The sequence below is a fragment of the Termitidicoccus mucosus genome (assembly GCF_038725785.1).
GTDB classification, from domain to species: domain Bacteria; phylum Verrucomicrobiota; class Verrucomicrobiia; order Opitutales; family Opitutaceae; genus Termitidicoccus; species Termitidicoccus mucosus.
The window spans coordinates 49,959-69,782 of the sequence record NZ_CP109797.1 but is presented as its reverse complement, the minus strand read 5'-3'; the positions used below and the strand labels follow the sequence as shown (position 1 = coordinate 69,782).

Annotated in this window: 26 protein-coding genes and 2 pseudogenes; 2 read left to right on the top strand and 26 right to left on the bottom strand. The window is 58.8% G+C overall.

The window, feature by feature from the left end:
- Positions 1-84 precede the first annotated feature (84 nt).
- The 3 genes from OH491_RS27865 to OH491_RS27855 form a co-directional block, all read right to left on the bottom strand.
- Complete coding sequence (locus OH491_RS27865) at positions 85-294, bottom strand: hypothetical protein (RefSeq protein WP_342751134.1); 210 nt, start codon at positions 292-294, stop codon at positions 85-87.
- Between the two features lie 618 nt (positions 295-912).
- On the bottom strand, positions 913-1,041 hold the full coding sequence (locus OH491_RS27860; protein WP_342751133.1) for a hypothetical protein: 129 nt from the start codon (positions 1,039-1,041) through the stop codon (positions 913-915).
- 805 nt (positions 1,042-1,846) lie between these two features.
- The gene (locus tag OH491_RS27855) at positions 1,847-2,233 is read right to left on the bottom strand and encodes a hypothetical protein (protein ID WP_342751132.1); all 387 of its coding nucleotides are present in this window, start codon (positions 2,231-2,233) and stop codon (positions 1,847-1,849) included.
- 126 nt (positions 2,234-2,359) lie between these two features.
- On the opposite strand from OH491_RS27855, the gene OH491_RS27850 reads away from it, so the two are divergent.
- Positions 2,360-2,530 (top strand): hypothetical protein, encoded by a 171-nt coding sequence (locus OH491_RS27850; protein WP_342751131.1) that lies wholly within the window; start codon positions 2,360-2,362, stop codon positions 2,528-2,530.
- Between the two features lie 159 nt (positions 2,531-2,689).
- On the opposite strand, the gene OH491_RS27845 is transcribed toward OH491_RS27850, so the two are convergent.
- The 10 genes from OH491_RS27845 to OH491_RS27800 form a co-directional block, all read right to left on the bottom strand.
- Entirely contained in the window at positions 2,690-2,908 is a 219-nt protein-coding gene (locus OH491_RS27845) for a hypothetical protein (RefSeq protein WP_342751130.1), read from the bottom strand.
- Between the two features lie 793 nt (positions 2,909-3,701).
- Positions 3,702-4,253, bottom strand: a complete 552-nt coding sequence (locus OH491_RS27840; protein ID WP_342751129.1) for an N-6 DNA methylase — start codon at positions 4,251-4,253, stop codon at positions 3,702-3,704.
- 2,774 nt (positions 4,254-7,027) lie between these two features.
- Positions 7,028-7,234: a hypothetical protein gene (locus tag OH491_RS27835; RefSeq protein ID WP_068773256.1), complete on the bottom strand. Its 207-nt coding sequence runs from the start codon at positions 7,232-7,234 to the stop codon at positions 7,028-7,030.
- Positions 7,235-7,257: 23 nt separating this feature from the next.
- Complete coding sequence (locus OH491_RS27830) at positions 7,258-7,983, bottom strand: DUF7673 family protein (protein ID WP_342751128.1); 726 nt, start codon at positions 7,981-7,983, stop codon at positions 7,258-7,260.
- 607 nt (positions 7,984-8,590) lie between these two features.
- Positions 8,591-8,752: a hypothetical protein gene (locus tag OH491_RS27825; RefSeq protein WP_342751127.1), complete on the bottom strand. Its 162-nt coding sequence runs from the start codon at positions 8,750-8,752 to the stop codon at positions 8,591-8,593.
- Between the two features lie 144 nt (positions 8,753-8,896).
- A complete protein-coding gene (locus tag OH491_RS27820) occupies positions 8,897-9,073 on the bottom strand; it encodes a hypothetical protein (protein ID WP_342751126.1) in 177 nt (58 codons plus the stop codon).
- Between the two features lie 511 nt (positions 9,074-9,584).
- Positions 9,585-9,812, bottom strand: a complete 228-nt coding sequence (locus OH491_RS27815; RefSeq protein WP_342751125.1) for a hypothetical protein — start codon at positions 9,810-9,812, stop codon at positions 9,585-9,587.
- Positions 9,813-10,033: 221 nt separating this feature from the next.
- The gene (locus OH491_RS27810; protein WP_342751124.1) at positions 10,034-10,246 is read right to left on the bottom strand and encodes a hypothetical protein; all 213 of its coding nucleotides are present in this window, start codon (positions 10,244-10,246) and stop codon (positions 10,034-10,036) included.
- Positions 10,243-10,614: a DUF932 domain-containing protein gene (locus OH491_RS27805; protein ID WP_342751123.1), complete on the bottom strand. Its 372-nt coding sequence runs from the start codon at positions 10,612-10,614 to the stop codon at positions 10,243-10,245. The genes OH491_RS27810 and OH491_RS27805 overlap by 4 nt, the downstream gene beginning before the upstream one ends.
- Positions 10,611-10,853 carry a hypothetical protein gene (locus OH491_RS27800; RefSeq protein ID WP_342751122.1) on the bottom strand — a complete coding sequence of 81 codons (243 nt, stop codon included), beginning with the start codon at positions 10,851-10,853 and terminating at the stop codon, positions 10,611-10,613. The genes OH491_RS27805 and OH491_RS27800 overlap by 4 nt, the downstream gene beginning before the upstream one ends.
- 2,060 nt (positions 10,854-12,913) lie before the next feature.
- On the opposite strand from OH491_RS27800, the gene OH491_RS27795 reads away from it, so the two are divergent.
- Positions 12,914-13,204 carry a hypothetical protein gene (locus OH491_RS27795; protein ID WP_342751121.1) on the top strand — a complete coding sequence of 97 codons (291 nt, stop codon included), beginning with the start codon at positions 12,914-12,916 and terminating at the stop codon, positions 13,202-13,204.
- A 17-nt stretch (positions 13,205-13,221) separates the two neighbouring features.
- Here OH491_RS27795 and OH491_RS27790 read toward each other — a convergent pair whose 3' ends face one another.
- The 13 genes and pseudogenes from OH491_RS27790 to OH491_RS27735 form a co-directional block, all read right to left on the bottom strand.
- The gene (locus tag OH491_RS27790) at positions 13,222-13,419 is read right to left on the bottom strand and encodes a hypothetical protein (RefSeq protein ID WP_068773248.1); all 198 of its coding nucleotides are present in this window, start codon (positions 13,417-13,419) and stop codon (positions 13,222-13,224) included.
- 1,272 nt (positions 13,420-14,691) lie between these two features.
- Positions 14,692-15,057: a hypothetical protein gene (locus tag OH491_RS27785; protein WP_342751120.1), complete on the bottom strand. Its 366-nt coding sequence runs from the start codon at positions 15,055-15,057 to the stop codon at positions 14,692-14,694.
- A 4-nt stretch (positions 15,058-15,061) separates the two neighbouring features.
- A complete protein-coding gene (locus OH491_RS27780; RefSeq protein WP_342751119.1) occupies positions 15,062-15,481 on the bottom strand; it encodes a hypothetical protein in 420 nt (139 codons plus the stop codon).
- A gap of 868 nt (positions 15,482-16,349) precedes the next feature.
- Complete coding sequence (locus tag OH491_RS27775; RefSeq protein ID WP_342751118.1) at positions 16,350-16,586, bottom strand: hypothetical protein; 237 nt, start codon at positions 16,584-16,586, stop codon at positions 16,350-16,352.
- Between the two features lie 84 nt (positions 16,587-16,670).
- The gene (locus OH491_RS27770) at positions 16,671-17,096 is read right to left on the bottom strand and encodes a prepilin-type N-terminal cleavage/methylation domain-containing protein (RefSeq protein WP_342751117.1); all 426 of its coding nucleotides are present in this window, start codon (positions 17,094-17,096) and stop codon (positions 16,671-16,673) included.
- Between the two features lie 16 nt (positions 17,097-17,112).
- Positions 17,113-17,289 carry a hypothetical protein gene (locus OH491_RS27765; protein ID WP_342751116.1) on the bottom strand — a complete coding sequence of 59 codons (177 nt, stop codon included), beginning with the start codon at positions 17,287-17,289 and terminating at the stop codon, positions 17,113-17,115.
- A 2-nt stretch (positions 17,290-17,291) separates the two neighbouring features.
- A complete protein-coding gene (locus OH491_RS27760) occupies positions 17,292-17,435 on the bottom strand; it encodes a hypothetical protein (protein ID WP_342751115.1) in 144 nt (47 codons plus the stop codon).
- Between the two features lie 47 nt (positions 17,436-17,482).
- A pseudogene (locus OH491_RS28395) lies at positions 17,483-17,665 on the bottom strand (ATPase, T2SS/T4P/T4SS family); the annotation flags it as partial.
- Between the two features lie 34 nt (positions 17,666-17,699).
- Positions 17,700-17,930 (bottom strand): ATPase, T2SS/T4P/T4SS family, encoded by a 231-nt coding sequence (locus OH491_RS27755; RefSeq protein WP_342751237.1) that lies wholly within the window; start codon positions 17,928-17,930, stop codon positions 17,700-17,702.
- Between the two features lie 10 nt (positions 17,931-17,940).
- Positions 17,941-18,228: pseudogene (locus OH491_RS27750) on the bottom strand (ATPase, T2SS/T4P/T4SS family); the annotation flags it as partial.
- Positions 18,229-18,480: 252 nt separating this feature from the next.
- Positions 18,481-18,819: a hypothetical protein gene (locus OH491_RS27745; protein ID WP_342751234.1), complete on the bottom strand. Its 339-nt coding sequence runs from the start codon at positions 18,817-18,819 to the stop codon at positions 18,481-18,483.
- Positions 18,816-19,538, bottom strand: a complete 723-nt coding sequence (locus OH491_RS27740) for a hypothetical protein (protein ID WP_342751233.1) — start codon at positions 19,536-19,538, stop codon at positions 18,816-18,818. The genes OH491_RS27745 and OH491_RS27740 overlap by 4 nt, the downstream gene beginning before the upstream one ends.
- Positions 19,525-19,812, bottom strand: a complete 288-nt coding sequence (locus tag OH491_RS27735; protein WP_342751232.1) for a hypothetical protein — start codon at positions 19,810-19,812, stop codon at positions 19,525-19,527. Before OH491_RS27735 ends, OH491_RS27740 begins: the two co-directional genes overlap by 14 nt.
- Between the last annotated feature and the right edge of the window lie 12 nt (positions 19,813-19,824).

Sequence of the window (19,824 nt, the reverse complement as noted above, 5' to 3'; positions counted from 1 at the left end):
GACTTCGCGAACGATACCTTCACGTTGCCGGGAACGCCTGCCGCACCACGTCGCCTTTGCGGACGATATTCGTGGGCTTCATAATCAAGGTGAACTGCTCGTTGCCGTAGGTGAAGATCTTCCGGTAGGGTTTGCTTGTGTCCGCGTGCCCGGCATCAAAAGTATGGCCGGCAACGAACTGTAAAATTCAAGGGTATTGGTGTAGTTGTTGCCGGTGACCGCTGCGATTTCGCGAAAGAAATCGAGCTGGTCTTTATCGGGGCGGATGCTTGGCACCAATTTGCTCATGCTCATTTGAACGTGAAAACGTAAGTTCGAGGGAATACCTGCCACCCGGCATCGCGGGCCTCCTTCTTGGTGGCAAACGCCTTGGCGTGGGCCAAGTCTTGAGGCTGCAACAAACGGCGCCGGTGGCCGGCGATAACGGGGACAAGGGAAGGGATTCCAGACCATTCGCCGGCGCAATGGCATACCATGCACCTCCGATTTTACCCAACGCATACCAGAATAGCTTCGGCTCCGGCCGCGGCGGGTTGCCCGCCATATCGAGGATTTGCCCGATGGTCAGAGATTCGACCGTCACACCAGCGGCCTCGGCAAATGCCGTCAAAGCGGCGCCAAAGTGCGGCGGCCTCGGCACGTAGAGGCATGGCCCTTTGCAGATCGGACGCTATCAAAGCGCCTTTTTCTGCAAGGGCTGGATTGTCGGGGCGAGGGAATACATGGGTTCAAATCTCAAACATGGATGAGGCATGCTCCGTGAGACCGTCGAATGTGTTGATGTAGGTCGGGTGCCGCTTTCGAAATGCAAGGCGTCCAGCCCATCGGCAAGGGAACGCCCCTACCCTATCGAGGAGGCCTCGTGCATCGACCGTTTCCATCCGGCACCCTCCGGGTCCGTGTGGCAGGCCGTCAAAGTCGCAAAACGTCACGCTTGCCGCCGACGTTGGCGACGGCGAGCACGATGAAGACGCGTGTTGCGGCCGGGCCGTCATGGTGGCGTGCGATTTCGATTGGCGACGCCGGCGGCGTCGCGGGCATGATCGAGGGCGATGTCGTAAAGGGTGGTCATAGTATGGTGCCGCGTCGGCCGGGGACTTGGTTGCATCGTAGGCCTGCAAGTAGGAGGCATCGAGCGCGGTGCGTTGCAAGGCGGCGCAGCCGGCTGCGCTCCCGACATATCTGCGCCGGTTTTTGAGTAGGAAATCGCGGATTTCGGTGATGCGAGGCTGCAAATCCGTCGAAAGGTTGACGGTGCGACGGTCGTTCTTGTCCGCGGTGTCGCTGTTGCGGTCGTAGTGATCCGGAAGGCTTCGTCCAAGGGCGTGATTTTCAGCGCTGCTCGCACTGCCTCGGAAAGAGTCGGACGCCGACCGTTATTATTGAGGAAAACGAAGACCGCCTGAATGCGTGCGGCGTCGGCGGGGCGACGCACATGGACAAGAGCGGATATTGCCGGCGCTGGGTGCTATGCAAGGGAGCCTGTGTCCGGTTGATCGCGAGCGCACGGATGGCGGCGCTCGGCCTTGCCGCGTCGGGCGTCTTGGGCGATGAGCCGGCGCGGCCGTGGGCTTGGCGAGCGCGCGGCTCAAGGCGGCGAATGCTGCCGGTTTCTTGGGAGCGGTGTCTTTTTAGCCATGATGCGAAGTGTAGGGATTATTCATAAAATCACAAGATATGAATTTATGAATGTGATTGCAACGCCTGATATATTGCCGTGGCGACATCCGCCGTCTCTTTCTGGATGCGCTCGATGGTTTCCCGGTCGCGCACTTCCCGCGCCGCCACATGCCAGCCCCGTAAACCAAGTGACGGTAAACCTCGCTCTTGGACATGAACGGCTGAATCAAAGGGACGGTATCGAGGCCGACCGCATGCAATGCCTCTTCGACCAGCCTGTGCGGCGGCGTCCGTCGAACTGGTTGATGAGGATGCGCACGGGCACGTCAGGCCGGCGCGCGCGCAGTTTCGTCAATGTCTCCGCTGCGGGCTGCAAATCGAGCGTGCCGGTGCCGGTAACCAGAACGAACAGCGAGCATCGGTCGAACTCATCAAGGAAAAGCGGCTCGTTGAGGTGCGGAGGACTGTCGGCGAGGATGATGTCGTATGAGTCATCCGTGCCCTCCAACGCGGTCACCACGTTCATGCCGGCGAACGCCGACTGGTGCATGGCATTGGCGAGGCTGTTTTGGGAATCGCAGTCGCGGAAGCCGACGCAAGCCGGCCATGGCATAAGCCATGGCCGTGGCGATGCAGCTCGTGGTTTTGCCAACCCCGCCCTTTTGGCTCCAAAGAGGACAATGGGCGTCGCGGCCGTGCTAGGCATTCCTATTTTCATAAATTAATAATTTAGGAAATTATGAAACGTGTCGGCAAGGATGTCACGCCGGAATTACGTCGAGCGCACGCTGAGCATTTTCTCGGCATAGGCGGCGGCCCATGCCGTAACGCGCTCGAGTTGCTGGGCGGCATCCCTGCCCTCTTGTCCGGCATGAAGCTGTCAGGCACGGCCGGCGCGTGGGACGCATAGAAGTCGAACATAGTCGCCCCTTTGTTTTGTTGCCGGCGCGCCGGAAAAAGCGGCAGGTTGAGGCCGCGCACTGGCGCGGCCGGCTTGACGTTTCGTTTCATGCTGTTGGCATCGTCTTTCATATATTCCTAATTTATGATTTTATGAATTACAGGTATATCAGGACAGGCAGCGCCGAACCTCCAAGGTCGCGGACGGAACGGTGTCGAGATAGCGTGGGCCGTCCGCGGCCTGCTCGTAGAGATCGGCCACGCTGGCGTTGAGCTTAGCGACAAAGACGCGCGTGCCTTTCAGCCAAGTGCCGCGGGCGCACTTGAAATCAGTCTTGAGCACACCGCGCCAGAACGGGCGCTGGGCAGGCGGACGGTGGCTGGGCAAAGGATGACAGTCTTTCATATATTCCTAATCTATGATTTTATGAATTACGGGTTGCGAACCGGTTCCTAACCCTGCCATGGACGACCGAAGCTGGCGCGCTCCTTGGGATTGTGAGGGGAATCCTAATTCTTAAATTCATAATTTAAGAATATATGAAGTTAGGACAAGCAAAAAATCTGCCATCCCGAAACTTTTGCATCCGACTCGGCGGAGCGAGCATGACGGCGCGCAGCGCGCCGGGCGGCCCGTAGGCCGCGGCACGCACAGAGGGTTCCTCTCCCGGGAGAGGGGAAGGCGTGTGGGGATGGATTGGGAGCTGGAAGATGTGCCGGCGCTGCCGGTTCAAGGAAGGCGTGGATGACGCCGGCGCCGTTCCGACCGGGCCCGCACGGGCCCGGTCGGGGATTTCAAGCTTTGCGCCAAAGGCAGGGGATGCTGGCGGAGGAAGCGCGGCTGCGCTTAATCCTAAATTCATATATTCATAAATTATGAACCATGACGGCCGCAGCTCGCGGCCGTAGAGATCCGGCTTGAGTGGCGGATATGGGCGGTGGACGTGCGAATACCTGACGGGAGCGAAAAGCGGTTCTCGCCTCCCACGAGGCGAGCTTTTTAGGCCGTGAGGCCGGTTCGCGCCGCCGGTCGGACAAAGAGACAATTACCGGGGACGGAGCCAAAAGCGCAACGCGCGCCACGGCCCGGGTTCAAGGGGTCGGGCCATAGACCCCTTGGCCGTGGAGAAGGCTTGCCCGGCACGGATGTGCCGGGCAAGCAAGGCATACCCTAGCTGAAATCAAACATCTGCTGGCCCAGCGCCGTCTTGATGGCGGCAGTTTCCTCGGGAGAGGGGGCTCGCCCGCCGGATGGCATTGACGCTGCGGCTGCGACTACATCCTCCGAGGCGTGGATGCCGAAGCAGAAACGGCGCGATCCAATGGATGTTTCGCCAAGACGCCTCAAACTTGAGGTTGAGGGAGTTTCCGTGAATCACGTGGGTGGGGATGCCCCATAGGGTGGTGTTGATGAAACACATGTCACAGGCCATGCGATTGATGTCGATGGCGGTGACTCGCAACCTGCGAATGTTTGCGGGGCCATATTGCTCGGCCAGCGCGAGGATCATCGCGCCTGATCCGCACGCGGGCTCGCAGATCGTAACCGGCCCGGATTCGGGCAGGCTGTCGCCGTCCGCCAGCATTCTGCCAATCAGCCGGCAGATTTCTTGAGGCGTGTGAAATTCCCCATGGCACTGCTGCCCGCCTTTTGAAATAATCATATCCATGTAGTAGGTCCCGAGCAAGTCGGTGAAAGGCTCCTTCTCCATTTGGAGGATGAGGGCGCCCATCGCCCGCCAAAGGTTTCGAGGTTTTCCTTTTTCCAGTATTTGGCCTCCTCGAGGTATTCTTCCTCGCGCGTCTGGCAGGCTAGCGCGCAAGCCGTCAGCTTGAGGAAGGCCGAGAAGACCTTATGGAGGTCATGTGTGCGGGCGAGTGCCGGATGGATTCAAAGGTGTCAATCTTTGACATGTCGGATGCACCTGCGGCCGTTTCAGGCTCCGAAACTGTTTCGGATGTCCCGAACGTCCGCTGGTTCATCGGCTGCAACCGGCGGCGAGTCGTGGAGGCGCGCTGAGGAGCGGTGCCGGCTTGGGGCACCGACGAAGGGGAAGCGCCGCAACGCAAAGGTGGAGCCGCGCAGCGGGACTACCTTGACCGCCGCCGCACAATGGGAGAACCAGGCGGAAGAAAAACGACCCCTGCTGGGGACGGGAAAGGCGGCCATATGCCGCTTTTGCATCAGGCTGGTTGTAACGGTCATAGTAATTTTATTTTCATAAATTATGAAATTATGAATACATGAAGGCTGCTGCCGCCGTAGTGAACGACGCGGCGGGTGCAACGGCTCCCGAGTGGAGATGTTCGCCCGCAGTCCGCAAGCAGGTTTGGGCCGTCGCCGGTCGCGGCAGCGGGCTTGAGCTTGCGGAAAGTCTGCTGCCGCGAATCCGGTGCGGTCCGTGGCCCGGCACGGTCCGCGCCGGTAGGCGACGGCCCTGCGCAGCGAGCTGCGGGCGAACATCGCAACGAACGGGAGAACTGCGGGTCGCCAAAGTGAACGAAGGCCATTGGGAATGGCGCGAAGCGCCGCTGGCTTGGCTTGGGAAACCTGCGCTGGCATGGCGGCGGCCTAGCGTGGGCAGGGCAGGGAGGCCGCCCGGTTTCGGGCGGCCCACGCCGGCGTCATGCCGGCAGCGGGGCAGCTTGCCATCCCTGACTTGCCGGCGCGTGCCGTGCAGGGCGAAATAGTGGCCTTCTCGTGCCATGAATATGGAGAAACCGCCTCGCCGTTGGCATTATGCGAATAGGGTTCTCCCAGCATGAACATATCTGCCTCAAGGTAGGCTGGGGAAGAATATTGAGCATTTCATGATACACCGACTCGGTGGTTTCACGCCAGACTTGGCGATTCGCCTCGAAGTCTGCATCGAGCGTTTTGACCAAGTCTGAATGGGAGAGAACACTGTTGTTGGACATGATGGAAGCGCCTGCGCCCTGAGCCGCCGCCCTCGTGATTGAGGGGTTGTTGCGAGCTGGGCGCGGACGTCCCCGCAAAGCAGGCAAAGTCAAGACGCCTGAAGCGTTGAGGAGCGGCGGACAAAGTCCGCCCCGACGAGGGGAAGCGGAAGGCGTCGTAAGGGCGCAGCCCTTGACTGCCTGCTATGCTGGGAGACGCCGCCGCCCGCTCCCTGAAAAAGGACGGCGTTTTTCGCGGGTTGCGGCGGATGCCGCGCATATTCATAATTTCATGTATTCATAATTTGAAATCATGAATACATCATGCGCAACCATTGCGCGCGGGTGGGGTGGGGCCTTCCGACTGGAAAGGGAGACGGCCGGCTAGCCGGCTCCCGGGCGAATGCCTTTACAGCAGCAGCATTTGCTGGGGTGGCAGAGTGTCTTCGGAGTCATCTTCAATGGCGGCGCCCATGCCGTCATCGCCATCCTGATATTCATCGTCCTTCTTGTCCGGTCTTCGTCCTCGAAGGCGGAGTCCAAGCCAAGTCAAATTCTGTTTCTAGTGGCAAGGGCTGGATGACGGGTTCCCCTTCCGTCCGCGGTGGCAGGCACAGGTAAGTGTGGAATCCATGGGGCAAAATTGGTGCGGGAAATCTTTTCAGCCGGGACAATTCCTGCATGAATTTCTCGAGGGCGGCGATTGTCCTTGATCGGAATGATCTTTTTTGAGAATATCGTGACCGGGAACCGGGTGGTGAAATCCTTGCAATCGGGGAGCTCGGATGCCGGGCCGGTGAGAAGCCTTTGAAAGAGGCGGTGAGTATTGCCACAGTGTCCGACGGTCATCATCTGGTGCGAACAAACCACAACTGAGGGCATATTCAGCGTCCGACGATAATGTGACATATCTACTCCAGGCATCTCCATTGTCTTTTAGACGCAGTGCCTTCTGGCACCGCCGGATGGCATATTTGCGGTTTTGTCGAACTCGACTGCCCGCCCTCAAGCATGGAGGATAGTTGATTCTTCAAATCATTACCACCGAATCCAGCGCATGAGAAATAACCCGTGGGGCTGATCGGGCAGTAACCGCGCTTGGTGGCGTGCAAACCTTGTTCTATAAATGAGCATGAAACCTCATGGATGTAACGGATGGCCACACCTCTGCATTCAAAGATGATTTCAACTGGTGACTTCATAATATGGAATGTCAGCGGGGAATCCGTGCCCCGGAACCATTCCGGGCTGTCGCGTATCCGCGCTGAACGCCAGTGAAGCCGGCGGCGAGTCGTGGAGGCGCGCTGAGGAGCGGTGCCGGCATCGCCGGCACCCGACGAAGGGAAGCGCCGGAACGCAAAGGTGGAGCGCGAAGCGGACTACCTTGACCGCCGCCGCACAATGGGAGAACCGGCGCGAGGTAATTAGGTATTAAAACCGTCGCCGATCAGGCGATTGTGGAGGTCTATGATCTCCTCGATGCGCTTGGTATATTTGCCCTGTTCCCGGCTTCGAGCGTCTTCAATTTTATGCCAAGCTCGACAGCGGCCTGCTCGCGCGTGAGACCCATGTCTGCGCGCCGGCGCGCAGCCGGTCGGGGAATGGCATCTTAGTTTTTCGCGTTTGCATGCTTCGCCTTCATTTCACGTTGCAAGTTGGCAACCAGATTCTCGGCGACCTTCACATCGACCTCGGCGGCGATGCGCGCATCGCGGGCCTTCGACAGCTCCGATTCCCTGAGCAACAGGTTGAATTTGGCCTCCTGCAAACGGCGTTCCGCATCTTGCAGGAGCCTCGTGAGATTTTCGCTTTCCATGGGTTTCCCGCTCGTGGTGAGTGTCAACTCTGGGCCTCCAGCAGCCAGTCGTAGCCGTCTTCATAGGGGCGGTGCTTGCGCTCGGCCGCTGCGCCCAAGACGATTTCCATGTCCTCGGTCGAGATACTGATGGTGCGGAGCACGGTGCAAAGGTCTTTGCGCAGTTTCCAGTCGAGGGCCATGAGGTCGGACAAGTCGGCCTCGCCGCCGTCGCACAAGGCCCATAAAATCGCCCTGATTTTGAACGCCTGCCCGCTGTATTCGCAGACAACGGCGTCAGCGATTCGCGCCAAGGCCTCGATGCCGCCGTCTTCATCGGAAGTCGTTCCCGCGTCCCAAAGCTCGCCGGTGGCGTCTTCTGGCTGAGGTTCGCAAAACCAATCGAAAGCCGCCTCGCCGGCGACGGCCTTGATTTCCTCGCGAATCCGCCGGTCGGGAAATCCCTCATGGCCGAGAGCCAGGGCGACCGCCGCGAAGTCGTCCCGGTTGTCCGCGGTCAAATAGTCGAAGTGGCGAAACGGGCTTGTGCCGCAACCGCGATACAGGTTGCAGAGAAGCGGCCGCAAGAGCCGCGCCGCCGCCGCGTCCGCCGGCGCGCCGGCGAAGCATTTCGCGAGGCGTTGCAACGCCGGGGCCCCGGCTTCGACCGCGGCCTTGACTCGGCGTTGATCGCGCACCTGCGCGGCAAAATCGTCCATGGCTTTCTGACGTTCCGCCTCGGAAAGTTGGCGGGAAAATGTTGTATTCATTGGATGTAATTGATGATTGGATACGTTTTGAGGATTGGAGACATTCAGGGTTTCTTGAGCTGTATCGCCTGCCGGATCTCGGCTAGTTTCAGGCGCGTCTCGGCGACGTGGTCGCGCATGGCATCGCGCCGGCGCCGGGCGGCCTCGCATTCGTCGGACAAAGTGCCGGCCCTTTTCTCGGCTGCGGCCCGCGGGCCTCCGCCATGTCCATCCATTTCTTGAACTGGACGGACATGGAGACGGCAGCCGCAAGCTCGGCGACAATCAGGCAAGATTCGCGTTCGCCGGCGCACCCTGTCGAAGGCCTTTTCGATGGTGGAAAACGCGTTTGGGTTTGTGATCGCCTTGGCTAATTCGTCGGCGGCCTGCTGCTTTTCCGCATTGAGGCCGACTTGCCGGTAACGTGCCGTTTTGATGTCAACCTCGCAGTTGCTTATCTCTTTTTGAACTTGGCGAGAATGCTTTCAAATTGCAGCATCTCGAATTTCGCTTGAGCCAACGCCTTTTCGCCTGCCTCAAGCTGCGCATCGCGCTCACTGAGCGGCGCGCGCGACGTTAAACGACTGTTCGGCGTCTGCCAATGTGGTGGTGGACATGGCGATTCCTCCTATTCGTTGAGCCAAGCGACGCCAGCGTCGCCGGCCATGTCGTAGAAGGCCTCAATGATGAACTCCGGCTCGAAATCCCCGCGACCGAAACCGCGCAGCATGGTGCAGAAGAACCGGCGTAGTTTCCAGTCGGTGCCGGCGATCTGGATGCCGGGGCGCACTCGCGTTCCTCCAGAATATCGCGCAAAGCTTACGGATGGCGAAGGGCTGGCCGCTGTATTGGCAGGCGATTGCACGCGCGAGCAAGCGCATGGCCTCGCGTGCGGCCGTGCCGGCGTTGTCGGCCTCGATGCCGTCGTCTTCGCTCACGGCGATATTGCCGATGGGGCGGGCTCGGTGAAGAACCAGGCGCCGCCGGCGTCGCCGGCGGCCTCGAAAGCCTTCAAAATGTCCTTGTCGGAAAAGCCGGGTCCATTGAAGGCCAGCAGCACGTCCGCGAAATCGCGCTGCCAAGGCAGCAGCGGAAGGCAGGCGAGCTCCACCTTGGTGAATCCGCCGTTGTATAGACTCAGGAAAAGCTGCCTTGCCAGTTGAGCCTGGGCATCGGTGCGGCCGACAAGTTCGGTCGCTAGGCGGACGAGGGCCGGTTTGGCTATCTCGACCGCGGCCTTGGCTTCGCGATCAATGGTTTTGAGTTGGGAAAAAGTCCTTGAGGCCGGCGATTTCCGCGGGCGAGCGTTCTTTGGAAGAGGTCATGGGAGGTGTAATTGATGGTTGGATACGTATTGGAGATTGGAGGCATTCAGGGGTTTCGGCGCGCCGGTGTCGGCGAAAACCATGTTTCTCCACCCTCGATGCCGACAAATGCCTCGCGGATGTCGGTGTCGTGAAGCTGTCGGCCTGCCGGCCGATGGTGGCATCAATAACAACCATTAGGTGCGCGGTGATTTCATCATCGACAAAGCCAAGGCGCCGAAGGGGCCAGTTGCGAACTGTTATGGATGGACCGGAGAATGGAGCGCACGACGGCCGCGGTGCTGGCTTCTCTGTGCTTCATGCACCAGTTTGCGAGCCAGCGGATGGACGCGCGCGCGCCGTCTCCGTTGGGTTCCGCGCGCTGGATTCCGCCCTTTTCACCACGGACTCGACGGCCTCGGCGATGCGGCGGTTGTGGGTCCAGAGCTGATCGCGCTGGCCGTCCTCCTCGATGATGTCACGCGAGGTTCCCGGAAACGCGAAGATCGAGAGCAAGAGCGTTTCGAGGGCGCGCTGGTTTTCCAAGTCAAGTCCCAAAAATCGGTGGCGCCGGTGCCGATCCAGAAAAGGGCCATCTGGCCTTTTCGCTTTTGTTGAGCTGCGCGACGGCAGCGGTGATGTCGGTTTCAGTAATGATCTTAGGCATAAGTTTTAAGTTGAAGGGTAGGGAGGGAGGGCGGCGGTCAACGCCGCCCTCTGTGGTGGTCTGGCTTTTAAAAGAGGGGACGGTCGCTCCCGTCCCTCGGTTAGTTGTTGGAAAATTCCTCGGTGAGAGCCCAGAGGCTTTTGTTGATGCGGACGGTCTCCGTGATACCGCTCACGGCACGAATGGAGGCGCGCTGGAAAGCGGCGGTCCGGTAGCAGAGGCCGCCGCGCAGGAGATTTTCCTGTGCGACATTGAAGGTTCTCCAAAGATTCTCGCCGGCGTCTTCGCCCCGTCGTCCGAGAAGGATTTTCACGGGGTCCAGGACGGGCTTTTTGCCGGCCAGCGAATGTCGATCGCGCGGCGGGCAAACTCGCGCTGCTCGGTCTCGGAGAGTTTGCGGGCCCGCCATTGCTCGATGGCCTCGAAAAGCGCGGGAGCTTTGGCGGTGATCTGGATGACGGCATCATCAAGCTCGCCCGTGCCCACCCCGAAATGCTTGAAGCGGAGGCCGGCGACGGAGCCGTCGGAGACGATCAGGCCGTTGGCGCAGGCGAAGCGCAACAAGCCGGCCTCAAGGCGGGCGGCGCGGGATTTGTCGTGGGAGTTGATGTAGGCGATTTCGGGGCGGACCTCGACATGGGGGCGGTCGCGCAGATCGGAGAGCTGGGCGAAGCGAATCATGTGGGATTGGAAGCCCTTTTGGATTCGTCCCTGACGTCGGACTGGGAGGCCGCGACCGGAACCCAGCCATGCTCTTCCAAGCGGGAAATGACGGCGGTGGTGGGCAGGAAGCTGTAACGCTCGGAGGTGGACGCGTGGGGCGCCTCCGCGAAGGCGGAAGGAACGACGCGGCGGAGCGCGTCGTGAGAAAGCACGTTGTCAAGCGCGCTGGATTGTGTGAAGTAGGAGTGTCGGAACATAGCTGATATTGGTTGATGGTTATGGTTTCGATAAGGAGGGGCCGCCGTAACCGGTCCCTCCAACCAAGACACTACTAGTTTCCTAGTAGTGAATGCAAGCGTTTTTGAAAAAATGAAGTTTTTTTCGCGCCATTTAGTATCCATAATATGGATACTTGCTGAATGCTCGGCGGAGCGAGCATGACGGCGCAAAGCGCCCGAAGGGCGGCCCGGAGGCCGCGGCACGCACAGGAGGGTTCCTCTCCCGGGAGAGGGGAAGGGGCGTGGGGATGGATTGGGAGTTGGGAGGATGCCGGCGCTGCCGGTTCAAGGAAGGCGTGGATGACGCCGGCGCCGTTCGGCCGGGCCCGTGCGAGCCCGGCCGGGGATTTTTCAAGCTTTGCGCCAAAGGCAGGGAAGCCTGCCGGGGAAGCGCGGCTGCGCCTAATCCTAAATTCCTAGATTCATAATTTATGAATCGACGGCCGTTGTTTGCGTCCGTGGAGATCCGGCCGGCTACGGCCGTGGAAGAAGTAGCATTGGGTATGCGAGAAAGGGAGGTCGAGACGCTTGGGCTCGACCGGGAAAGGCCTTTCCCGGCCGTAGGGGCATTGGAAAACAAGATACAGGGGAAATAGTCGTGGCGCCGGCGAAGGACGGACTCAGGACTCGTCGGGCAGCCAGTAACGTTCGGCGAAGTCGTCGCGGTCGAGGCTAGATCGAATTTTGATAACACGGTGCGTTGGAATGAGCGGATTTCTGATGGACTCAATTTGCGAAAGTCCATTGATGAAGTTGGCTTCTCGGTTGGTGAGTGTGGCGGCGGAGACTCCTCCGGTGGTGGATTGGATGATGTCGTCGGCATGAGGGAAGCGTCGAAGGATGGAAGAGATGGTGAAGGAATCGGGCGCAGCTTGGTGGCGAAGATTTGAGCGGCAAAGGTGGAGGCGGCGGCGACTTTACCGCCGTGGGACTCGATGAAGCCGCGCAGGTTGGCGATGGTGGAGCCGAAAGAGACGATGTCGTCCACGATAAGGTATGAGCCTTTGGGGCATTTGCCCTCGAAGAGGGCTGGTTTACGATGCGAGAAACGGCATTGGCGTCCGATTGGTGGACGATATTGGACTGGAAAACGGTGGTAACAACCTTGGCCCCTGAGAAGGTGGAGATGGCGTCAGCCATGCCCAATGGGAGGGCATTCCAGACGGAATCCCTGTCTAATTTGATGACAGGAACGACGAAATCGGTGCGCCATTTGAATCTGGTGGGATTAACCAAGGCATGTGCGACGGCGCGAGCTGCGTTGAAATCGCCGGCTTTGGCGTCGGCATAAGCCGGATGCGCTTTGAGGAGGCAATCGAGGTATGAGGCAGGACGTCCGGGAAATCGGACCAAGGTGTCCTCAAATCAGGCATACCGTCCCTCCCTTGTCACCGAATCGAAGCGGGTATTCATGAAAAGTGCGGCCCATGGAGGCAATCCGACAGGCGGACTTGACTTTAGAAAAAATAGAAAAAATTTAATGGCGCGACCCGCGACCCGCGACCCGCGACCCGCGACCCGCGACCCGCGACCCGACCCCGCGACCGCGACCCGCGACCCGCGACCCGCGACCCGACCCGCGACCCGACCCGCGACCCGCGACCGCGACCCGCGACCCCGCGACCCGCGACCCGCGACGCGACCCGCGACCCGCGACCCGCGACCCGCGACCCGCGACCCGCGACCCCGCGACGGGGATAAAGGAATCGATTGGGGTAATTATTGGCATGATAGTGTTTTACATTTATAATGGATTTTTTAAATGCAATAGTTTTTGGCCCATATAGAAACTCCCTGCCCATAGCTAAGATAGATAGCACAGGACAGGGAGTGAAGATAACGGATATCGGTAAAAGAACCGTTATACGGCTACCTTTGGTCCAGACTGAACTTGTTGCAACGCCTGTCGCTCGATGGCGGAACGAATCATGTTGATTCGGGCGCCGGCTTGCTTTTCTGCGGGGAGCGTGGCAACCCTTTCGGCGATCTGGGTCGCGATTTCGGACGTTGAGCCAAGCCTCAAGCTTTACGCTTGAAGCTTGGCGGAAGCGTTCCTTCTGCTCGGCCTGCTCGATCTTGCGGAGAATCGCCATATTCTCGACGCGTTCGCGCGGAAGCTGTCTCAAGTATTCGACAAACTTGGGATTCTGTGCGCGGAACGCATTGATTTTGGTTTGAATCTCCTCGTTGATGACCGGTTCATTCTGGGAAGCGGCAGGAGCCGCGAGTTTTGGCTGAGTTTTTGTGCCATAGGATATTTATCCTTTCTAAAACCGTCCATTGGTGCGGGCTGGACGGCCTGCCAGTTGGCAATTAAGCCCGGTCGATAAGACTTCGACGTGAAATTTTATTCAGGTGGTTCAAGCGATTTGGAACCCATGGAATTGAGAACGCCAACAGCCAGAGCATGGCTGTCCACGGACTTGACCACGATCTGAACCAGTTGGTCGGTTGGAATGAGGTCAGCGCCAAGCTCGCTGGCGATGAGCTTTTGGGCGCTCTTTATGGCGACGAGGTCTTCCTCGGGAATATCGAATTGAGGCATGGTGGAGAGATTGAAGGTTACGATTTTTCAGCATCCGCTTCGGCCTTTTTGGAGGCGGGCTCAGTTGGAGTGCATGCACCTTATAAAACTCCTTTTCGGAGCCGGAGTCGTCCACGACCTTATCATAATCGAGTTCACCGACGACGGTGAACATGAGCCCCTTTGATCGTGGCTTTTGCCAAGGCCAGGTCTGGGGCCGAAATGGATGGTGACCGGGATGGCCTTGGGGTCGTTTTTTGCCCCGGTATTTGTTATGGATGGCAAATACAGTGGCCCATTCATTGTCGTTTTGCCGGTGTGTTCGCGCAGATCGGTGGCTGCGGTGACTTGGAGCGACATCATATTGATGGCGTGAGCCCGTTTTTGGTTTCTCCGATGTGACTTCGTCTGGTTGTTTTTAGGCATTTTTTGAAGACCGCACCGGCGTCATGCCGGCGCGGTAAGGGGTTAAACGCTGATTTTGGCAGCGGAGCGCGGCTTTGTTTTCGATTCCAAGGGACTGGGCGGCCTGCTGCAAAGGTGCCGAATACAGGGCGATCCTTCTTTCCGGTATTCTCCGTTCCCTTCGGACCAGGCCCATCTTCCAACCACGGAATTGGTATGGTTGTCTATCAGCTTGATGTCCGCGCAAAGCCGCTGGTCGGTATTGTCCAGACCGGAAACAGCCTGTGCGGGCGTTTCGTAAAGGAAATTCTGTCGATCTCGCTCGAGCTGGGGCCTATTGTGCGCACACTGTAACGAGGAGTTTTAGCAAGAAATGCCGCATGCCATTTGTTTACCTTGTCGAGCAATTCAGCCGGCGACTCGGCGTGTGAAGCATCATAGGATTGCCAGTGCGTCCCCTATGCAAATGATGATCCGAGTAAGACTGATAAACGGGTTGCCGTCCCATGTAACCAATGCCGTAACGAAGGCCCTTATTAATATCCGCTGCAACAAATCCAAAGCGTCTGGGATGCGAATTTCCGTCCAAATCCGTAACGGTATCCAAGCCGCGGGCCAAATGCGTCAAATCGACCTTATCCTTTTCCAACGCCTCCTTGTATGCTGATTCGAGCCGGTGGCGATATCGGCGTCGCGGGCATTTGATAATTTCTCGTGCAGTTTCATGGCTGGGTCGTCTTGAAATCAGAGGTTGAGAAGAAAAATGTGGCGAAAATGGTGCACTGGGCGAACTCGCGGCTGCCGGAGTAACCGCCTCGCGTGGCGAGTGAAACGGTCTGGACATTGATGCAACGGTTGCTCTCCGATGCGCGAAGGACGTTGAGGATTTCATCCCAGTGCTGGCTGGTGGCGTTGGGCCGCTGGATGGCGAAACGGCGCGCGCGCACCTCCCTCGCATCCGCGGGGCTGAGTTCTGGGCAATCCAGCCATCGGGAAGGTTGTTCTTTTCCAGACGGCGAAGGCTGAGTCAGTCCAGAGCTGCCGTTTCAGATCGGAAACGCGCTGCTCGATGCTGCGCAGATTGTCGCTGTTGTATCTGGACAACTCCTGCTGCTCTCGTTGGAGCTGCGAAATTTTCGCGCTGTTGACCGCCCGGCTTGGCGGATAGACGATGCGGACCGCGTTGATGGCGATGACGGCGAAGATCGCGACGGAAAGAAAAACGATGGCGGATTTCTTGGGTGCGGCATTCATGTATTTAATTATTGAATACTCCTGTGATGGTGAACTCGACGGGGCGCTGGTCGCTGCCCGCCACCTGCTTTGGGGCGGCCGGCTTGTCGCCGGCGTTGATGGTCCAGGAGGCGTTTTGTCCGAGCTGGCTGATGAACGCATCGAGCGGACTTGGCTTTACGGCCGCTCCTCGGTGCAGCGTGCCGGCGATACTCCACGACTGTTCGTTGAGCGTCATTGAACGAATGGTAATTTGCTGGGGCCGGCCAACCGCCTCGATGAACTTGGTTTTCACCTGAGAGGCGATTGTGCAATCGTCCAGAAACGCCTGCTGTCTGTCGAATTGAGCCTTGTTTGCGCTGTAACGCTCATTGTCCTTCGCAAGCTGGGCTTCCTGAGCCTCCTGAACGCGGCGGCTGGTGCGCGCGGTATGCAGAGCGCTCAACCGAACCCTTGAAAAGAGCGACGCCCGCGACAACGAGACCGACGGCGAAGATGGCGGTATTGATGGTAAGGCTTGGCGGCGGCGGAAGCAGGTTGAGCAAATCTCGTGGAGTGAGGCGCAAGCCGAGTGTGATGAACTCTGCGACATTGTAATACTTGGCCGGTTTTCTTGGAAGCATCGCCTCGTCCATCGGTTGCGACGATGCGTTGACGGCAATGAACACCGGGTCGGCTTTGCCAGCGAACGCGGCAAAGCCCGTGTCAAGGTCATGCGTCAGACGCTCCCCGGCGTTTTCGCCTCTAAAAATGCCGTGTGGCGGTCGCCTTCTGGCGTGGACCAGCAATCGCCGCGCCTTCGTCGCTGTGGAACAGGGCGATAAGAGGTTTGGCCGGCACGGCTTCGGGCGCGAGATCAATCAATGAGGTCAGGGAAACGCCGCATCCAGTGTTATGCCTCGATCTTGGAGGATGGAGCGCAGTCGTTGCAGGCGTGGTTGTTGCTCGATATAGAGCACCGTGGCCGCACCGCTTCCAGTCGTGCGCGGCTTGTGCGCCGACCAGGCTGTTGCCGGATTTTGATCGCGTCGAATTTCGGCCCTAGCACCTTTGCATAAGCTGCCGGTCGCCGGTTTTCGGACAGGGCGTGGCGACGACTTCAAGCGTGCTGGTGGCATAAAAGAGCCGAATTGCCTTGGGGGTCGGCGAGAGCCCTTCGAGGAAACCGCAGAATGCAAAATGCTGTCCCCGTCCGTCGGAAGGACGGTTGACACCGGATGATTGATGTTGACGGCGGCGACAACGGTGTTGTCCCACCAAAGGACGGGGATTGAGGCCATTTCAGAAGTGGGTTATATAGATATACAGGTTGCTCAGTCCGGTATTCTCATCCGGAGCGGTATAGGTGACGGGGCCGAAAATTTTGCCGCAGTGGTGGTGGCATCGGCGGTGTTTTCGTATTCGTTGGCGATGTCGGCACAGCGGTCGGTCGGCACGCCTGGCACATAAAGATATACAATACGCGCCTTCACCGGCATGGTGGTCGAGGTTGTGAGCTTGAAAAAGTGCCGTCCGGCGCGGTCGGTTGCGTAGCCGCCGCGACGACACATTCGACATGGGCATTGCGCCCGTGGTCGGCTGTCGGCGCGGTGTCGGCGGTGGACGTGTCGTAGCGATTGTTTTTACGTCCCATATCATATCAACCGCCGTGGCGGCCGGTTTTCGTTAAAGCCGAGTTTAAGGTTGAGCGGTTTGGACAGGAAGCCCTCCGCCAGCATCGCGGAATCCAGTGTGCAAGCCTTGGACAGGATGGCTGCATCGGCTCCGCTCAAGGCGGAATTGCCGCTGTTGAGGCTGAACGCGGAGGCGGAAGTCGATTCGGTGATCGGCGGGATACGCATCCCGCCGGGCTTAGTGCGAAAATGCACGACAGCGGTCTCGACGTTGTGAACCGCGCCCAAAACGCCGGTGATTTCACTGCGTTTCATGGCATACTGGTATCCGGGAATGCCGAGGGCCGCGAGGCCGAGGATGATGGCGACGACAATAAGGACCTCGATAAGAGTGAAGGCCTTTCGTCCGCGATTTAGTTTACGGTGGATGCTTGTTGTTTTGTTCATGGTGATGCGGGGAAAATCATTCGACGGGTCTTCCTTTGCCACCGGCCAGAACCTCGGCTATCGAGGTGATGCCTTCCTTCGCTTTTGCGAGCCCGTCGTCATACATCGTCGGGTAACGCTTGGCCGGGTCATGCGAGTCTGCCGGCAGGCAGCGAAGATGGCGGCGCAATTCGCCGATGGGAACTTTCTTCAAAATCAGCTCTGCGGTGCTGTCGTCGGTAAGGGGAAAATTTCGAGAATGGCGGTCCGGCCCTTGTAGCCGGTGTTCTTGCAGTGTTCGCAGCCGGCCGGGACCATATAATCGCCCTCGCCAAATTCCTCGCGGAAGTAGGCGAGCAATTCCGGTTTGGGCGGCTGCTTGCAGGTGCAGAGCTTCTGAACCGGCGTATGGCGCAGACCGCCTTGACCGCCGAGGTGATAAGGAACGGCTCAATGCCGAGATCTATCAGGCGCGCAACGGCGCTGGAAGCGTCGTTGGTGTGCATCGTCGAGAAGACAACGTGGCCGGTCGAGGCCGCTTGTATCGACGTGCGCGCGGTCTCCAAGTCGCGTGTTTCGCCGATGAGGATGACGTCGGGTCGTGACGGAGAGCCGCGCGCATCATCAGCGGAAACGTGCGCCCGACCGCCTCGTCAATCGAGCACTGCGTGTATTGGTAAATTTGATACTCAACGGGTCCTCCAGCGTAATCACGACGACGTCGCTCAAGTCCTGGGTTGCGAGCAAGGCATATTGCAGCGTGGTCTTGCCGGAGCCGGTCGGCCCGGTCACGTAAATGATACCGTTGGGCACGGTGATAATGCGCATGAACAACGCGATTTGCTCGGGAGACAGCCCGAGCTTTTCAGGGTGCCGAAATCGCGCGTTTCATCCGGATGCGGATGTCCGCCGCCTCGCCCCGGATGGTGGGCAGGGTATTGACGCGCAGATTGAATGTGGTGGAACCGATGCTATGCCGCGCCTGCCCGTCCTGCGGCAGCTTGGTTTGCGCCAGATCGAGTTTCGCCAGATTCTTGATGGCCTGAATGAGCCCGATCTTCATGGCGTCATCATAATAGGCGCTGTGCACCATGCCGTTGTCGATACGGTAGCGGATATGGATGCCCTGCGGCTTCGGCTCAAAGTGAATGTCCGCGGCCGGTGCGTGACGGCGTCGTTGAGGATTTCAGCCAGCAATTCCTTCGGATTGGTTGCCGGCAATGGGCTGTAAACCGCCTCAATGGCGGTGAGAATGTCGTTGCGCGGTGCAACGACGATTGAAACCGACTTGCCGGAGAAATCCGCGCAGGCTTCCTGCACGTTGTATCGCTGGGGTCCGCAACGGCGATCACGACGGAAGAGGCGTCGGCCCGGACGGGAAACGCGACATAGTTGCGCGCCCGAATCAAAGGCAGCAATTTGCCGGTCTCCGGGGAACGGAACCAGGGCGATGTCGATTTTTGAGATTAAAATGCTCGGCTATGAATTGCGCCGCGACTTTCTGGTCGATGAGCGAGAGCCTTTCGAGGATGCGCGGGAAGCCGTCACTGGGGCGCTTGCGAAAGTTGTCGATCGCGCTTTCCAGTTGCGCCGGCGTGATGCGTTTCAACTCCACCAGCCGGCGCCCAAGCCAGAATGGGTCGGTGGCCTTGTGGTTGAGGAGCTGCATCGAGACCGGCGGCATCGGCGCCGCCGTCTGCGTGCTTGCGCGCGGCAACTGAAAAGCTGGTTGTTTGTGACTCATTGAATAATCTTCACGCTGACGGTCACGACGAGTTCGGAGATCGTCGTAAATTTGGCATCCGTCCTGAACAGTTTGCCCAAACCAAGGAATTTGATGGCGCTGAGGCCGGGGACCCCGCGCGTCTGCTCGCCACTGGTTTCGTTGCTGAGGCCGCCGATAATGGCGGATTCATTATCGCGAAGCCGGAGCATCGTGGAAATGCGCTGGTCGGCGGTGGTCGGCGAAGTCTGCTCACCGTCCGGCGAAACATCGGTGCCCTTCAAATCGGTGCGCGCCGGCTCGATGACCAATGTCACCCACCCGTCGTCACTGATCTGCGCGGTCACGGGCAGAACGACGCCGAAAGTCTGGCGCTGCCCCTGATAAATCTTCTGCGTCGTGGTTTGCGGCGTGATCGAGTTGTTGTTGATCGTGATGTTGGAATAGAGACTCCAGAACGTCTTGTCGTCGCCGGCCTTCACAAACCCCTTCTGGTTGTTGAGGAGGCGAATCGACGGTTTGAGAAGCGTTTTGATTTCGCCCTGCTGCCGGAGAGCCGCGAACGCGGCGGAGAGCTTGCCGACGCTGAAATTGCCCAGAAGGGTGTCGCCAGCCAGCGTTTGGCTGCCGATGGTGGTGATGTCGGTTGTGGTCTGAATCGGCCCCACCGTGGCGGCGTTTTCAATGGCCGTGGAAATCTGGGTCCAGTCGATGCCGAGTTTATGCTCATTGTTGGACAACCTCGTCGATACGGACCTCAATCAACACCTGCGCATTGATGCGCTTGTTGAGTCGCTCGATATAGGATTTCCAAAATGCATGGCGTTTGAGCGTCGTATCCACCGTCAGCATGCCGCTGAATTTGTTGAGGACAATTTTCTCATCTTTCTGCACCTGGCTCTTGATGTCATTTTCAACCCCGGACCAATGCGTGTCCTCGTTTTTTCGGAAATTTGAAACTGAGTGGAGTCCCTGTTGTCCCCTGTATGCCATAGGCACCGTTGCCAAGGGCATTGACAGAATTAT

Bases quoted from the DNA above. Each gene is read 5' to 3' on its own strand.
- OH491_RS27865 (WP_342751134.1), bottom strand. From the start codon at position 294: ATGAGCATGAGCAAATTGGTGCCAAGCATCCGCCCCGATAAAGACCAG.
- OH491_RS27860 (WP_342751133.1), bottom strand. From the start codon at position 1,041: ATGCCCGCGACGCCGCCGGCGTCGCCAATCGAAATCGCACGCCACCAT.
- OH491_RS27855 (WP_342751132.1), bottom strand. From the start codon at position 2,233: ATGCCATGGCCGGCTTGCGTCGGCTTCCGCGACTGCGATTCCCAAAAC.
- OH491_RS27850 (WP_342751131.1), top strand. From the start codon at position 2,360: ATGAAACGTGTCGGCAAGGATGTCACGCCGGAATTACGTCGAGCGCAC.
- OH491_RS27840 (WP_342751129.1), bottom strand. From the start codon at position 4,253: ATGGGCGCCCTCATCCTCCAAATGGAGAAGGAGCCTTTCACCGACTTG.
- OH491_RS27835 (WP_068773256.1), bottom strand. From the start codon at position 7,234: ATGGAAAGCGAAAATCTCACGAGGCTCCTGCAAGATGCGGAACGCCGT.
- OH491_RS27830 (WP_342751128.1), bottom strand. From the start codon at position 7,983: ATGAATACAACATTTTCCCGCCAACTTTCCGAGGCGGAACGTCAGAAA.
- OH491_RS27805 (WP_342751123.1), bottom strand. From the start codon at position 10,614: ATGATTCGCTTCGCCCAGCTCTCCGATCTGCGCGACCGCCCCCATGTC.
- OH491_RS27800 (WP_342751122.1), bottom strand. From the start codon at position 10,853: ATGTTCCGACACTCCTACTTCACACAATCCAGCGCGCTTGACAACGTG.
- OH491_RS27790 (WP_068773248.1), bottom strand. From the start codon at position 13,419: ATGCCTCAATTCGATATTCCCGAGGAAGACCTCGTCGCCATAAAGAGC.
- OH491_RS27785 (WP_342751120.1), bottom strand. From the start codon at position 15,057: ATGAATGCCGCACCCAAGAAATCCGCCATCGTTTTTCTTTCCGTCGCG.
- OH491_RS27775 (WP_342751118.1), bottom strand. From the start codon at position 16,586: ATGTGTCGTCGCGGCGGCTACGCAACCGACCGCGCCGGACGGCACTTT.
- OH491_RS27770 (WP_342751117.1), bottom strand. From the start codon at position 17,096: ATGAACAAAACAACAAGCATCCACCGTAAACTAAATCGCGGACGAAAG.
- OH491_RS27745 (WP_342751234.1), bottom strand. From the start codon at position 18,819: ATGAGTCACAAACAACCAGCTTTTCAGTTGCCGCGCGCAAGCACGCAG.
- OH491_RS27735 (WP_342751232.1), bottom strand. From the start codon at position 19,812: ATGCCCTTGGCAACGGTGCCTATGGCATACAGGGGACAACAGGGACTC.